This is a genomic window from Thermohalobaculum sediminis (assembly GCF_023487995.1).
Classification (GTDB): Bacteria; Pseudomonadota; Alphaproteobacteria; order Rhodobacterales; family Rhodobacteraceae; genus Thermohalobaculum; species Thermohalobaculum sediminis.
Window position 1 is genome coordinate 414,523 of the sequence record NZ_JAMFKN010000002.1, and the last position, 13,943, is coordinate 428,465.

A 13,943-nucleotide genomic window follows, 5' to 3' on the forward strand; every position below is an offset into this window, starting at 1 on the left:
CCGGGATAACCGGAAATTCGTGAATTGCTGCCTAACGTGCCGCGCGCCGCCAGAGGCCGGCGCGCCGCGCGCGGGTCGGGCCCGGCGCGCGGCGGTGTTAGTGATGCGAGGAGAGAGACATGACGACACCCGATCACGCCCCATCCCCGATGGCGGCGGCCGAGGCCTTGGGGACGCTGCGCGCGCGGCTGGCCGCGTGTTTCACTGCGATGCTGGAGACGAGCGCCACGCTCCGCGCGACGCTTGGCCGCTCGTCGCCAAGGCTCGCAGCCCCGGTGGGCCGGCTTGCCGTGGCGCTCCAGGCAGCCGACGCAAGCGACCAGCGTCTTGCCCATGTCGAGGCGATGGCCCTGCGCCACGACGCGCTGGAGGGCGCTGACGGCCTCGCGGTCGCGCGCATCATGGCGCGCCAGCTCGCATCGTTGGGGGAGACGCTCGCCGGGGTCGTCAACCAGATCGAGGCGGAGCTCGTCCCGATCTCGAATGCCGTCGGCGATGGCGCGGGGGCCGTGAGCGTCGCGGGAATGCGCCTCGACGCCGCGCTCCTGTCGGGGCTGGCGCGGGAGATCGACGCCTTCGGCCGGCAGGTCGATCCAGGCCATGCCGGCGGCATGATCGTGGAGGCGGCGAGCCGCGCCGATCTGGGATGGCTCACCGCGCTCTACACGATGGATGCCGAGCGGGAGGTGCATGCCCGCGCGCTGGCTTGACGGCGCAGGCCGGGCCGCGAGGGGCCGGATGACGGCAGCGCGAACTCCGGTCATCGCGTCGCGCGGCCGCACGACGCGCTCGGGAGATGATTGAGCGCGGACCGCGCGCACCCGCGCGCGGGCATTCCGGCACCACGGCTGCCACAGGGGCCCGGATCGCAAGGCGCCCCGGCGCGACGTGCTGCGGCTGCGGCGCGGCGACCGCCCGAGATGTCGCACCGGGGCCGAGGACCAGGCTGGTATGGCAAACCCGACGCGACGCGAGCCGGGCGCGGCAATACGGCCATGGCCGGTTCCGCGCCGAGCGCGAGAGGCGCCCCGATGCCTTCCGGGCTCCGGCGGCCCTCGGGCCATTGCGGGTTCGGCGAGCGCCCCCCGTCGGTGCAACGGCACTCAGCCCCCCGTGCCGGTGCCGGAGCTTGGTGCCGGGAGTGGCCTGCGGTCGCCCTGCGCCGTCAGGCGGCTTCCTCGGCGCCGAGCTTGAGCAGCAGCTTGGGGATGTCGGCGAGCGGCACTTCCTCCTCGACGCCGCCCTGGCGCTTCGCCTCCTTCGGCATGCCGTAGACGACGCAGCTTGCCTCGTTCTGGCCGAGGGTTCGCGCCCCTGCGTCCCGCATCTCACGCAAACCGCGCGCGCCGTCATCGCCCATGCCCGTGAGGATGATCCCGATGGCGTTCCCGCCGGCAGCCGCCGCGACCGACCGGAACAGCACATCGACCGATGGGCGGTGGCGATTCACGGGCGGGCCGTCCCTGACCTCGACGAAGTAGGTCGCGCCACTTCGCTGCAGCACCAGATGGCGGTTTCCCGGCGCGATCAGGGCTTGCCCGCGGATCAGCCGGTCGCCGTCACGTGCCTCCCGCACCGTCATCGCCGAGAGCCCGTTCAGCCGATCGGCGAAGGCCGAGGTGAACTGCTCGGGCATGTGCTGGACGATCACGATGGGCGGCGCGTAGCCCGGCATGCTTTCGAGCAGGAAGCGAAGCGCCTCGGTCCCGCCGGTCGAGGCGCCGACCGCGACGATCCGCTGCGTCGTCCGCATCACGGGGCGCCTCTGCGTCGCGGGCACGACCAAGTCTGCGCCGAGCCGCGGCGAGGGTGGCGAGGGCGGACGCCGCAGCCCGACCCGGGCACGGGCGGCCGCGATCAGTGCATCCTGGATGCGGATCGCCGAGTCCTCGAGAAACTGGCGCGTCGCCATCTGCGGCTTCTTGACGATGTCGACGGCTCCTGCCTCCAGCGCCTCCATCAGCGTCTTCGACCCCTCTGCCAGAAGCGAGGAACACATCACCACCGGAATGGGATGCTGCGACATCAGCCGCCTCAGGAATATGAGCCCGTCCATGCGCGGCATCTCGACGTCGAGGATGATGACGTCGGGGATCTCGTGCCGAAGGCGTTCAGCCGCCTGCAGCGGGTCGTTCACGCAGGCCATTACCTCGAGCGAGGGATGGGCGCTGATGATGCTACGCAGCGCCTCGCTCACGACCGCCGAGTCGTCGACCACAAGGACGCGCCGCTTTCGTCCGGGCTCCGTCATCCGCCCGCCTTCCGATAGACCGACGGGCGGAGCGAGACGAGCCCGTAGCTCGCCGCCTCGATCGGCTCAGAATGCCCGGTCAGCAGGTATCCCGCCGGCTGGAGGCAGGCCACGACATTCCTGAGGATGCGCCGTCGCATCTCGGCGTCGGAGTAGATCAGCACGTTCCGAAGGAAGATGACGTCGCAGCGGATTCCTTCAAGGTCCCCCGCGACACAGAGGTTCGCCCGCCTCCATTCGGTTCGACGCCGGATCTCCGGCCGGAACCGCACGAGGCGCGGGTCGCGCCGCCCGTGAAGCAGCGACTGGACGCGAAAGCCGGACGGAATCGCGCCGATCTCGTCGATGCGGTAGACCGCAAGTGCGGCCGGCTCCAGCACCGCTCGCGAGATATCGGTGCCGATCCCCCGCCACCGCAGCCCACGCATCGCGCGCAGGGCGAGATCCTCGAGAATCATCGCAGCCGAATAGAGCTCCTGCCCTGTCGAACAGGCGGCGCTCCACACCACGAGGTCGCGGCTGCGCCCGACGCCGGCGGACCAGAGTGAAGGGATGCCCTGCGCTGCAAGCCAGTCATATTGCGCGCGCTCGCGGAAGAACTCGGTGGTGTGCGTCGTGATGCTCTCGATGAAACGGCTCATCTCGCCGCCGCCACCCGCGCTTTCGAGATGCGCGGCATAGTCGGAGAAGCTCGAGAGGCCGAGCTCGGCGATGCGACTGCCGAGTCGGGCGAGCAGGAAATCGGCCTTGCTCTCGTCGATGCGGAGCCCCGACTCGCGGAGCGCGATCGCGGCGAGCCGCAGGACATCAGAGCGGGAAATCCCCGATCCGCTCTGAGCTGGCATGACGGAGCCCCCCCGCTCATCTCAGGCCGTCTCGAGAAGGCCCGCATCGCAGCGGGCGGCAAGGAAATGTTTGATGTCGATCAGGAAAACCAGGCCGGTTTCGCGGCGCGTTGCACCGAGCAACCCGGGCCCGTCCCATCCCGCGAGGCCGCGGCCCGATGCGGGCTCGATCCGCGCGCCCTCGATCCAGACGACGTCGCGGACCCGGTCGGCCATCACGCCGATCTGACACCGGCGCTCGCCCGCTTCGATGTCGAAGACGACGATCCGCGCGTCGGTGCCGGGCTCGACCCGGCTCATGCCGAAGCCCGACGCGAGGTCCACGATCGGCACGCAACGTCCCCTGAGATCGATCACGCCGGTAACCTCGGGCTGTGCGCCGGGGAGCCGCGCGATCTCCTGCGGAGCCAGGATCTCGCGGACGTGGCGCACATCGACCCCCATGGTCTGTCCGAAAAGGTCGAAGACCACATAGGTTGCGCCGTTCGGGGCCAACTCGCCCGCAGGCGACGATCTGACGAAGCCGGTTGTCATCGATCACGCCTGATATGGCTGGAAATCGTCATCGGAAACCCGCGCGCCGCCGAGATCGAGTGCAATCCCGTTCATCGCGCCGGCGGCTGCCGGGCGGTGCGGCCGATGGGTCGGCCGGATCGCGGCCTCGCCACGCGCGGCCACCGCCATGCGATCGTTCTCGGCCCCAGCGCTGGCGCCAGACAGCAGCGGAGGCCGCGAGCCGGGGGGCGACCCGGTGGCGTGCGCAGCGTCGGCGTCGCGCGGTGGCAAGCGGAAATACCCGATCACGCCATTCATCTGCTGCGACTGTGCCGCCAACTGCTCGGACGTCGCCGCCGATTGCTGCGCGGCCGCCGCGTTCTGCTGGATGATCCGGTCGAGATCCCGGATCGCCTGGTTGATCTGCTCGGCGCCGATGTTCTGCTCACGGGTCGCGGCCGAGATCTCGCGAACCAGATCCGCCGTGCGCTGGATGTTGGGAACCAGCGTCCCCAGCATCCGTCCGGCGACCGTCGAGACCTCGACGGTCTCGCCCGAGAGCTGGCTGATCTCGGAGGCCGCGAGCTGGCTGCGTTCGGCCAGCTTGCGCACCTCGGAGGCGACCACGGCGAAGCCGCGCCCATGCTCCCCCGCGCGTGCCGCCTCGACCGCGGCGTTCAATGCCAGCAGGTCGGTCTGCCGCGCGATCTCCTGGATGATGGTGATCTTGTCGGCGATCGTCTTCATCGCCTCGACCGCGCGCCCCACGGCATCGCCGCTCTGGCGTGCATCGTCGGCGGACTGGTCGGCCATGCGCTCGGTCTCGGCGGCATTGTCGGCGGTCTGGCGGATATTGGCCGTCATCTCCTCGATCGCCGCCGAGGCCTGCTGGGCAGCGGCCGCCTGCTGGTTCGCGCCGCTGCTGATCTGCTCGGCCGTCGCGCTCAGCTCGGACGCGCCTGCGGCCACGCCGGAGGCGTTCTCGCTCGCCCGCGCGATGACTTCACGCAGCCGGATCTGCATCCGCTCCACGGCGATCCCGAGTTGGTCCTCATCCGAGCTCGCACGGAACTCGGCGGTGAGGTCGCCCTCGGAGATCGCGCCGGCCGTCTGAGTGGTCTCGCGCAGCGCCTTGACCATGCGGTCGATTGCGCCGAGCAGGGCGCCGAACTCGTCGCCGGTCCTCGCGTCGACCTCGGTGTCGAGATTGCCGCGCGCGACCTGTTCGCTCACAGCGGCCGCGGCGCGCGGACGGCGCGTGATCGTGACGACGATCCAGATCGCGGCAATGAGCGCGACGAGGGCAGCCGCCACGCCGAAGCCCACCACGATCTTGCGCACGAGCTGGAAGTCGCCGGCGACGCCGGCGCGGACGCCGGCGACCTGATGCTCGATCGAAGCGACGAAGTCTTCCGCAACCTCGAGGAGATGTTCGTAGGCGGGGTCGCCATCCGCTGCGATCATGTCGAGCGCGCGGCGGTTGGTGTCGTCCAGGGTGAGCGCGATGACGTCGTCGAGCACGCCGCCATAGGCGCGAACCGCGGCCTCGATCCGCTCGAGCGGTGCCGCATCTTCGGGCCGGGCGGCGGCCCTCGCCCGTGCAAGGGTGTCGGCGAGGCCCGCCTGCTCGGCGCGGATCGCATCGACAACCGGCGCCATGTGGGCGGCATGGACCTCAAGCAGGAGATCCTTCTCGATCGAGCGCAGTGCGCGCAGATTGTCCAGCGCGGCGCCGATTGCCGCCTCGAGCCCGGCAACTTGCGCCCCCTGGAACCGGCCGAGGCGCGAGAGCTGCGCGCCCAGATCATCGAGGTAGGCTTCGCTCTCCGCGACCGCAGTTGCGTGGAGCGCTCCACCCTCTTCCTGGCTCTTCGCGCGCGCCTGCAACGATGAATTGGCAAGACCGACGGGACGCAGGCGATCCTCGAAGTCGCGGAACAGCCGCAGCGCCTCGTTGACGCGTGCGATCTCGGCCTGCTCTTCCTCTGCCAGAAGCAGGGCCTCCATGCCCGCGACGAGCGCATCGAGCGCGGCGAACCCCTGGTCGACGCGCGCCGCCGCCTCGGTCGAGGCGGCCTGATCGGGGGTCATCACATAGTCGCGAATGTGCTGCATCGTGGCGGTCGCCGCGGTCTCGATCCTGAGCGCCTGGCTCAGCTTGACGATCTCCCGGTCGCCGAGCGCGTCGACGTCGCGCTGCACGCGCGAGGTCTGCTCGAGGGTGAGAAAGCTCGACGCCCCGTACATCGTCATGACGATGCCAAAGACGACAATGAGGCGGGCCTTGATGGAGAGTTTCACGCGAGAACCTTTCAGTTGAGGGTCCGGGCCGGGCTGCGGCGGGGCCGGAAGAGGGTTTCGGTGTTCAGGAGGACGACGAGTTCATCCCCCCTCAGCGCGATCCCGCGGATGAAATCCGCGGGCCAGCGCGAGCCGAGTTCGGGAATCTCCGCGATGGCGGAGCCGTCGATCTCGATCACCTCGTTGACGCCATCGACGATCATCGCGACCTTGGTGGCCTCGTCGTCGATCGGCACCTCGATCACGACGAGACGCATCGCCTTCTCGTCGGCAGCCCGGCGCATGCCCAGGCGGGTCTGCACATCGACCACGGGGACGATCGCGCCGCGCACGTTGATCAGGCAGGGCACGAAGGGATCCGCGCGCGGCACGCGGGTCATCGGCAGCGGGTCGATGATCTCGTGCACGCGCGCGACATCGTGTGCGAATGTCTCGCCCTGCAGCGAGAAGGTGAGCACGAGGCTCGACCCCTCCCGGCTCGACGCGCTAGCTTGCGGGGCATGGGTCACCACGCGGCCTCCAGCGAAATCGGGGGGTTGCTCTTGACCAGCGCGGGCGGGTCGAGGATCAGCGCAACCGAGCCGTCCCCGAGGATCGTCGCCCCGGCGAGGCCCGCGATGTCGCGGTGGTAGGCGCTGAGCGACTTGATGACGGTCTGGTGCTGGCCGATGATGTCGTCTACGACGAGGCCGACGCGCTTGCCCTCGGCCGCGATGATGACGATCCGCGCCTCCCGCGCCGGGTCGGTTTCGAAGCCGAACAGGTGGCCGACCTCGACGAAGGGCACCAGCTGGTCGCGGATCTTCAGGATCGAGCGGCCGCTCTCGCGCCCCGCCTCCGCCGCCGGCAACTCCACGCATTCCATCACGCTGGGCAGGGGCAGCACGAAGACCCCCTTGCCCACGCGGACGAGCAGGCTGTCGATGATCGCGAGCGTCAGCGGCAGGCGCAGCGTGACCGTGGTCCCCCGACCGGGCACGGAATGCACCTCGACCGTGCCGCGCAGTTCGCCGATCACCGCCCGGACCGCATCCATGCCGACCCCGCGCCCGGAGAGGTTCGATACCGTCCTGGCGGTCGAAAAGCCCGGCTCGAAGATCAGTTGATAGAGCGCCTCGGGCGCGATGTCGGCATCAGGGGCGATAAGGCCCCGCTCGATCGCCCGGGCGCGGATCGCCGCGGCGTCGAGGCCGGCCCCGTCATCGGTGATCCGGACCAGAACCTCGCCGCCAAGCTGCTCGGCCACGATTCGCACCGTCGCCTGCTCGGGCTTGCCGGCGGCCCGGCGGCGCTCGACGGTCTCGATGCCGTGATCGACCGAATTGCGGATCAGATGAACCAGCGGCTCGCCAAGGCTGTCGATGACGTTCTTGTCGAGCTCGGTCTGCCCACCCTCGGTAACGAGCTGAACGTCCTTGCCAAGCTCGCCCGACAGGTCCCGCACGAGTCGACGGAAGCGCGCGAACACCATGCCGATCGGCAGCATGCGGATCGACAGCGTGGCATCCCTGAGCCCGGTGACCAGCCGCTCGATCTCCTCCGCCACCCCCGTGAGCCCGGGCTCGCGCATCTGGTCGGCGATCCGGTTGAGCCTCGCCTGCGCGATCACCAGCTCGCCAAGCTGGTCCATCAGCTGGTCGAGGCGGAACGACTGGACGCGAACCGATTCGGTCCGCGCGGCGCCCGCACCCGCGCCGCGCCCATCGGGATCCGGCGCGGCCGAGGCCGAGGGTATGGTGCGCATCTGCGTGGTCGCGGCGGGCACGCCTGCGGCCCCGGCGCCGCCGTCCGTGCCTTCCGCGGGACCCGCGTCACCGATGGTCACGGCCCCGTCATCGGCGAAGATGAACACATCCTCGATTGCCGCGCGGCCGCGGTCGGTGGTCAGCCGGATCTTCCAGGCGAGGTGACACGCGGTGGGGTCCAGTTCGTCGAGGCAGGGCACCTCGTCCGTGAAGCAGGCGATCTCGGTCTGCCCCAGCATTGCGAGCTCGTCGAACAGCATGGCGGGGCGCATGCCGTTGCGAAGCGCATCGAGGCCGGGGGCGAAAGTCAGCTCGTAGCGCCGCGGACCGGCGCCTGCGGGCTGGCCCGGCGTCGCCCGGCCCGCCGGGGAAGACGAATCGCCCGCACCACCCGGGGCACCCAGGCAGGCGTCGATCGCCTCGACAAGCGTGCGCGCTTCCGGCGCCCGCTCGATCCGCGCGTTCTCGACCGGATCGGTGCCGATCTCGATCAGGCGCGCGATGTGATCCCGCGCGCGCAGCGAGACGTCGATCAGCCCCGGCGTGACGCGGGCACGCCCAGCGCGGACCGCGTCGTAGGCGTTCTCGAATCGGTGCACGAAATGGGCGAGTGCCGAGAACCCGAACATCTCGCCCGAGCCCTTCAGTGTGCGCAGGTTGCGGAACACGGCACCGATCCGCTCGGAATCGTCCGGCGCGGCCTCGAGTTCGAGGAGATGCCCCTCGAGCGATTCGAGAATTTCGGCAGCCTCGCTCAGAAAGGTGTCGATCGGGCTTTGTCCGGCGCTCACTTCGGCCTCCGTCGCATGCGGCCCGGCAGCAAGCGCGGATCGTGCGCAGCCTCGTCACCGGGGGCGGTTCGGCGGCATCATTCGACGCGAACCCTAAAACTGGCTTAAGCCGGCGCTCGGCCCGGCGCGCAGGGGTCATGTCCGGCGCATGGCCGCGAAAACGGGTTCTTAATCTCGTGATGCGAGCAGTTGGCCGCAGCAGCCGCCCGGCCGCAAAGGCGGGTCCCCCTTCAAGCCGCGAACAAGCACAAGGAGAGCCGCGTGCCGAGCAACGAGATTTCCGACCAGACCTTTCCCGACCGCCTCGCCGCGGCCGTCGAAGCGGGGCATGTCGTGCCATGGTTCCAGCCGGTGATGGACACGGACGGCATCGCGCTGCTGTCGGCCGAGGCCTTTCCGCGCTGGGACGACCCGGTCGCCGGCGTCATTCCGGCCGGTGCCTTCATCACCCAGGCGATTCGCACCGACACGCTGGCGGTGGTCAGCGGCGCGCTACACGCCCGGGCCTTCGCCGCTCTGGCCGAGTGGCGCGCCCGCGGGCTCGCGCCGCGGCGCATGTCGTTCAACCTCACCGGCGACGAGCTGTGCTCGGGCGCGGTGCTCGACCGGATGCTTTGGGCGCTCGACCACGCGCAGGTCTCGCCCCGCGAGATCGCCGTCGAGGTGACCGAGGACGTTCTGCATGGCGCGCGCGCGGGCGTCGCGGCCACCGCCCTCGGGCGGCTCAAGGGACTGGGCGTCGAGGTCTGCCTCGACGATTTCGGCGCCGGGCCCTGCGATCCGGCCGTGCTCGACCGGGTGGGCTTTGCCACCGCCAAGGTCGCGATGGCCATCGTCGGCCGCCTGGGCGAGGACGACGCGGCCGAGCAGCGGTTGCAGGATCTTGCCCGCCTGGCGCAGTCGCGCGGCGTCTCGATCATCGCCAAGGGCGTCGAGACGCGCATCCAGATCGATCTCCTCACCGAGGTCGGCTGCGACGGCCAGCAGGGCTTCGCCATCGCACGCCCGATGCCCGAGGACAGCTTCGTCGAATGGCTCGATCTCAACACCTGGCCGTCCGAGGTATTTGTGCAGGGAGCAAGCGCCTGAGCGGATGCCCAGCCGCACCACATGCTCTGCACGCGCCATCGGCCGCTCCTTCGCGTCGCGGGGCGCGGCGAGCCGGCACCGACATGGCAACAGCGCCATGTCATTCTTGCGCGCAAGGGCCGCGCGGAGCTTCGCCTGCGTCGCGCGGCCTCAGGCCGGGCGCCTCGCGAGGCAGCTTGCGAGACGCTCGACGATCTCGGCCGGGCGAAGTTGTGGCCGCTCTTCGGGATAGTCCGAGAAGTCATCGTCGAAGGGCGTAGCCGCGTCCATGCCCAGATACTCGCGCGCCAGCCGCTCGTTCGAGTTGGCGAACCGCGCGAGGAACTCGCGGGCCTGCGCGCGAGAGAGCAGCGGCATTCGTTCGCCCGCCTGCTCGGACAGACGCCGCCAGAGCATCTGGCGCAACGCGTCGTCCTCGCGGCACCCGCCGGCGTTGAATAGCCGGATCACCTCGAGCGTCTGCCACGAGGGCGAGGCATTCAGGACCGGCTCGTCGGCGCCCTCGAGCCGCGGGACGGCGGCCATGTTGCAGAAATCGTCGACGATGCTGCCGTTCAGCAGCAGCCTCCGGTCATAGATCCGCACCTTGAGCGCGTCCCGCCCGAACACGCCCGCCCAGTTGTCCGCGATCGCGGCGAAGTCGAAGTAATAGTCGCCCTTGCCCTTTCGGACCGAGAGCGGATTCTTCTCTGCCGTCCAGCCGCCCTTCAGCGCGGTCGAATGCATGCTCAGGGCCATCCGGTCCTGACGCCGGACATAGAGGATCAGCTCCACCCGGTCGAAGATCGCGCCAAGCGCGTCGCGCAATGCGGCGATGCGGGCGTGGCGGCGGAACTGGCTGTGGAAGAACTCGGACGAGAGCACGACCGTGCCGCACCCCCCGGCCCCGGCAACCTCGGCAGCGAGGGCCTCGAAGACCTCCGCCTCGACCTCGGGCGGCTCGCCCCGGATGGCGCCGCTGATGCGCTTGTGCACGGACCCACGCGGATCGCATCCCGTCTTGGGGTAGAGGACCCCCGCGGCGCGATAGCCGGCACGGTTGCGCGCGAAATGCGCCTGCACGCTCGTGGTGCCGGTCTTCTCGCAGCCCAGATGGACAATGCATCGGCGCATGTCGTTGTCTCTCCAGATGATCGCCGTGGCCGGCGCGGCCTCCGGGCTTCTACGGCCCCTCAGACGCCGACGATGCGGAACGGCGCGAGCAGCCGCGCGAATGCCATGTCGCCCTCCCGCGCCGCGCCGAAGACCAGGTCCCAGTCCTCGCGCAGCGTCGCGGCATCCGGCATCGGCTGGCCGTCGAGCGCCCCCTTCCGCTCCGGGATCTCGATGCCATAGGTGGCGCGCAGCATCTCGCGATCGGAGGAATTCTGCCGGACGATGTCTGCGACGAGCGCCTCGGGCACGTGCAGATTTCCGCGGAACCGCGGGCTGAGCTTGGAGAGCTGCTGGATCTCCGACGTGATCGCGCGAAGCTCCGGCCCCCCGAAGCAGTTACAGAGCTTCTTGAAGAACAGCAGGTTACCGGTCACCGACGGGTTGTTCTCGTATGGCTTGCGCTGCCAGCCGTCCCGGTCGCCCACGCCGACAAGGCCCATGAAATCGGCAACGATGTCGCCATCCGCGAGAACCCGCCGATCGTAGAGCCGCACCTGCATCCGCTCGCGCCCGAACGCCTTGCGCCACGACTCCAGCTGCCATCCGAACACGCGGCGATTCTGCCAAGCATACTGCCGGAAGGAGCAGGACATGTCGCTCATCTGGATGTCCTGCTGATACCAGCTCACGAGATGGCTGGTGTGCTCCCGCACATAGGCGACGATGGTGACGTCGAAATCGGCGAGAAGATCTCGCAGCGCGTCCAGTTCCGTCACGGACGCCAGCGCCTCGCTGGAGAACAGCAGGTCCTCGCCAGCCGCCGCCTCGGCGGACAGGGCGTCCCGGATCCGGCGCAGGGCCTCGCGGTCGTTGGCCCGCAGCGCCTCGGCGAGCGGATGATGCGCGACACCGTCCGAGCCGGCCTTCGGATAACAGATGCCGCGTTCCCGCAGCCGCTCGCGGTTCAGTGCGACGAAGTCCTGGAGCGAGGACGTCCCCGTCTTGTTGAACCCGAGATGCAGGATCGCGCGCCTGCGGGAGCTGGTCATGTCCTTTCGACCTCGATGGCCACGAGGCCCACCGCCCCCCCGCCATGCTGATGGAGCCGCAGCTCGAAGACCGACCCGCTCAACTCTGCGCCGACCGTGACGGGCAACTCGACCAGCCGCTCGCCGTCGACCGGCCCCGTCAGCCTCGTCTGCGCGAGAACGCGGTCCGTGCTCGGCGAGTAGAGATCGAACCCCAGGTCGACGGCCTCGTCGTCCGCGCCGGCCGGCTCGAGAATCCAGCGAAAGCGGTAGGAGCCGGGCGAGAGGCGCTTGTAGGGGCCGAAAACCGCCGCGCCGCGCTGGCCGGCCTGCAGTTCCATCACACCGTCGCGCTCGACCACCAGACCGAGCGCGAGGCGAAAGCCGGCATCCGCAAGGGGGGCCACATAGCGCCCGGGCCGGATGAACCCGCCGGAATCGTCGGCCGCCCAGTCGAGCGCATCGGCCGCCAGAGCGACCGGGGCGGCGGGAGCCGCAAGCGGCGGGGCAGCCACCGGCTCGTCGGGTCCGGCGAACAGGCCCGTCTCGCGCCCCAGAACCGGAAGGATCCGGGCATAGATCTGGTCGACCCGGTGCTCGAAGAACCGCACCGACATCTCGAAGCGGGTCTCGCTGCGGGCGAGGCGCTGTTCGAGATCGGCGATGCGCGCTTCCATCCGCTCGAGCTTGCGCTCGAGCGCCGTGACCTTCGACCCTCCGCTGAACGCCGGCAGCGCGGTCTTTCCTCCGAGGCCAAACTTCATGCCGCTCCGATCCTCCGCACCCCGTCATCTATGTCGCGAACCGCCGGCGCATCAAGAGGGCCCCGCTCCATCGCGAGCCCCGCGAGCAGCCGGTCGAGGCGCTGGCGGACGGGCGCCGGCACGACGCGCCGCCGCCCGGGCGCGGTGCGGCCCGCCCAGATCTCGTATTGCCGGAACAGGGCGTCGGCAATCTCGCCGACCTCGCGGCCCGGCAGGAAGCCCACCGCCTCGTCGGCGTCGCTCTCGCGAAACGCCTGATAATCCGTCACGATCGAGGGGATCGCGCTCTGGCTCGCGCCCTTCAGCGTCCCGCTCGTCTCGCCGCAGGACGGGAAGCGCAGGTTGAGTTGGACGGTCGAACTCGCCTGGAGCTGGCGGAACGTCTCGGCCTCGACGAAATCATGGAACGAGACGCGGTCGCCGAGGTCGAGCTCGGCCGCCACCCCGCGCGGGTCGTAATGGCGCGGGTCGGGCAAGGCGCCGACGACGCGCATCTCGACGCGGTCCAGTTCCGACGGGTCGAGCTTCAGGAGAAAGCGGTGGAAGCCGCGGATCGCCTCGATGACGCGCTTGGGCCGCGCCACCCAGCCGAACACGCCGACCACGAAGCGGCGATCGGCCGCCTCCTCCGGCACAGCCGCGGCGGCCAGCGCCGGTTCCGCTGGGGGCGGGTCGTAATCGGGATGCTCGACCAGGCGGAAGCGCGGCAGCGTCTCGGGCGGCAGGGCCGACTCGAGCGAGAGCTTGAGCGCGGCGAAGATGCTGTGGGTCCAGATCTCGTCCGCCTTCGTCAGCACATGGCCGAGCGCGTGGCTGGTGTAGTGGAAGATGTCGGGTAGCCAGCCGTCGCGGAACTGCGAGAGGAACACCGGCGTCATCGCGCCGTATTGGTTGGCGAGCGCCGCCTTGAGCGACTCGAGCGTGAAGCCATGCCGGTGCTGGAATGCCGGCGAGTCGAGCAGCATCGCGCAGCAGGGCTCGTGCACCACCGCGATCACCCGGCCGCCGGGCAACGTCGTGAGATCGCGCAGCGTGGCGTGGATGTAGCCGTGATGCTCGTTGTTGGCGACGAAGAACACCGCCGTGTCGCCCGGGGCGACGACATTGGGCAGCGCGCGGTAGGAGAGCACCTCGTACCCGCCCGGCACGCTGGCTTCGAGGACGTCGATCCGGTCGCTGTCGACGACGACGCGCAGGCGGCCGCGCGGCACCCCTGCGCGGGCGAGGTCGCGCAGCATCAGGTTCGCGTAGTCCGCCGTCCCCGTACGCTGCGGCAGGATGGGGGTGTAGAGACTGATCATCCATCGACTCCGCGCGCCGCTGGCAAGGCCCGGCATGCGACCTGCTCCGCCCGACCTCCCGCGCAGACCCTGTCGCCGCCGCGCGCCCGAGGCAACCCCGAAATCCGGGCCGCGACGAATCGAGCGCGGCAAGTCCTCGCGGCTCGCCACGAAAACGTGACTTCTTGTGCGACCGAAAGGCGCATCTGATCGAGATCAAGGTCGGTCGGTCCCAGCGGTCGCAAAAGCTTCACGCGGC

At 69.9% G+C, this 13,943-nt stretch carries 12 protein-coding genes; 2 read left to right on the forward strand and 10 right to left on the reverse strand.

Features of this window, described 5'->3' with window-relative positions; translation table 11 throughout:
- Window positions 1-119 precede the first annotated feature (119 nt).
- A complete protein-coding gene (locus tag M1105_RS05885) occupies window positions 120-710 on the forward strand; it encodes a hypothetical protein (protein WP_249579413.1) in 591 nt (196 codons plus the stop codon).
- 455 nt (window positions 711-1,165) lie between these two features.
- Here the strand turns inward: M1105_RS05885 and M1105_RS05890 are convergent, their stop codons facing one another.
- Genes M1105_RS05890 through M1105_RS05915 form a run of 6 tightly spaced genes read right to left on the reverse strand, consistent with a single transcriptional unit; the run spans window position 1,166 to window position 8,428 of the window.
- Window positions 1,166-2,251 carry a protein-glutamate methylesterase/protein-glutamine glutaminase gene (locus tag M1105_RS05890; protein ID WP_249579414.1) on the reverse strand — a complete coding sequence of 362 codons (1,086 nt, stop codon included), beginning with the start codon at window positions 2,249-2,251 and terminating at the stop codon, window positions 1,166-1,168.
- Window positions 2,248-3,096 carry a CheR family methyltransferase gene (locus M1105_RS05895; RefSeq protein WP_249579415.1) on the reverse strand — a complete coding sequence of 283 codons (849 nt, stop codon included), beginning with the start codon at window positions 3,094-3,096 and terminating at the stop codon, window positions 2,248-2,250. Before M1105_RS05895 ends, M1105_RS05890 begins: the two co-directional genes overlap by 4 nt.
- Window positions 3,097-3,117: 21 nt before the next feature.
- The gene (locus tag M1105_RS05900) at window positions 3,118-3,630 is read right to left on the reverse strand and encodes a chemotaxis protein CheW (protein ID WP_249579416.1); all 513 of its coding nucleotides are present in this window, start codon (window positions 3,628-3,630) and stop codon (window positions 3,118-3,120) included.
- 3 nt (window positions 3,631-3,633) lie between these two features.
- Window positions 3,634-5,892: a HAMP domain-containing methyl-accepting chemotaxis protein gene (locus M1105_RS05905; RefSeq protein WP_249579417.1), complete on the reverse strand. Its 2,259-nt coding sequence runs from the start codon at window positions 5,890-5,892 to the stop codon at window positions 3,634-3,636.
- Window positions 5,893-5,903: 11 nt separating this feature from the next.
- Window positions 5,904-6,401 carry a chemotaxis protein CheW gene (locus M1105_RS05910; protein ID WP_249579418.1) on the reverse strand — a complete coding sequence of 166 codons (498 nt, stop codon included), beginning with the start codon at window positions 6,399-6,401 and terminating at the stop codon, window positions 5,904-5,906.
- The gene (locus M1105_RS05915) at window positions 6,398-8,428 is read right to left on the reverse strand and encodes a chemotaxis protein CheA (RefSeq protein ID WP_249579419.1); all 2,031 of its coding nucleotides are present in this window, start codon (window positions 8,426-8,428) and stop codon (window positions 6,398-6,400) included. Before M1105_RS05915 ends, M1105_RS05910 begins: the two co-directional genes overlap by 4 nt.
- A gap of 261 nt (window positions 8,429-8,689) precedes the next feature.
- On the opposite strand from M1105_RS05915, the gene M1105_RS05920 reads away from it, so the two are divergent.
- Window positions 8,690-9,517 carry an EAL domain-containing protein gene (locus tag M1105_RS05920; RefSeq protein ID WP_249579420.1) on the forward strand — a complete coding sequence of 276 codons (828 nt, stop codon included), beginning with the start codon at window positions 8,690-8,692 and terminating at the stop codon, window positions 9,515-9,517.
- Window positions 9,518-9,667: 150 nt separating this feature from the next.
- Here the strand turns inward: M1105_RS05920 and M1105_RS05925 are convergent, their stop codons facing one another.
- Genes M1105_RS05925 through M1105_RS05940 form a run of 4 tightly spaced genes read right to left on the reverse strand, consistent with a single transcriptional unit; the run spans window position 9,668 to window position 13,705 of the window.
- Window positions 9,668-10,630 carry a hypothetical protein gene (locus tag M1105_RS05925; protein WP_249579421.1) on the reverse strand — a complete coding sequence of 321 codons (963 nt, stop codon included), beginning with the start codon at window positions 10,628-10,630 and terminating at the stop codon, window positions 9,668-9,670.
- A 59-nt stretch (window positions 10,631-10,689) separates the two neighbouring features.
- On the reverse strand, window positions 10,690-11,661 hold the full coding sequence (locus M1105_RS05930; RefSeq protein WP_249579422.1) for a hypothetical protein: 972 nt from the start codon (window positions 11,659-11,661) through the stop codon (window positions 10,690-10,692).
- Window positions 11,658-12,404: a hypothetical protein gene (locus M1105_RS05935; RefSeq protein ID WP_249579423.1), complete on the reverse strand. Its 747-nt coding sequence runs from the start codon at window positions 12,402-12,404 to the stop codon at window positions 11,658-11,660. Before M1105_RS05935 ends, M1105_RS05930 begins: the two co-directional genes overlap by 4 nt.
- Window positions 12,401-13,705: a glycosyltransferase family protein gene (locus M1105_RS05940; RefSeq protein ID WP_249579424.1), complete on the reverse strand. Its 1,305-nt coding sequence runs from the start codon at window positions 13,703-13,705 to the stop codon at window positions 12,401-12,403. Before M1105_RS05940 ends, M1105_RS05935 begins: the two co-directional genes overlap by 4 nt.
- Window positions 13,706-13,943 lie beyond the last annotated feature (238 nt).

Coding starts and splice junctions, on each gene's coding strand:
- M1105_RS05885 (WP_249579413.1), top strand. CDS start 120: ATGACGACACCCGATCACGCCCCATCCCCGATGGCGGCGGCCGAGGCC.
- M1105_RS05890 (WP_249579414.1), bottom strand. CDS start 2,251: ATGACGGAGCCCGGACGAAAGCGGCGCGTCCTTGTGGTCGACGACTCG.
- M1105_RS05895 (WP_249579415.1), bottom strand. CDS start 3,096: ATGCCAGCTCAGAGCGGATCGGGGATTTCCCGCTCTGATGTCCTGCGG.
- M1105_RS05900 (WP_249579416.1), bottom strand. CDS start 3,630: ATGACAACCGGCTTCGTCAGATCGTCGCCTGCGGGCGAGTTGGCCCCG.
- M1105_RS05925 (WP_249579421.1), bottom strand. CDS start 10,630: ATGCGCCGATGCATTGTCCATCTGGGCTGCGAGAAGACCGGCACCACG.
- M1105_RS05930 (WP_249579422.1), bottom strand. CDS start 11,661: ATGACCAGCTCCCGCAGGCGCGCGATCCTGCATCTCGGGTTCAACAAG.
- M1105_RS05935 (WP_249579423.1), bottom strand. CDS start 12,404: ATGAAGTTTGGCCTCGGAGGAAAGACCGCGCTGCCGGCGTTCAGCGGA.
- M1105_RS05940 (WP_249579424.1), bottom strand. CDS start 13,705: ATGATCAGTCTCTACACCCCCATCCTGCCGCAGCGTACGGGGACGGCG.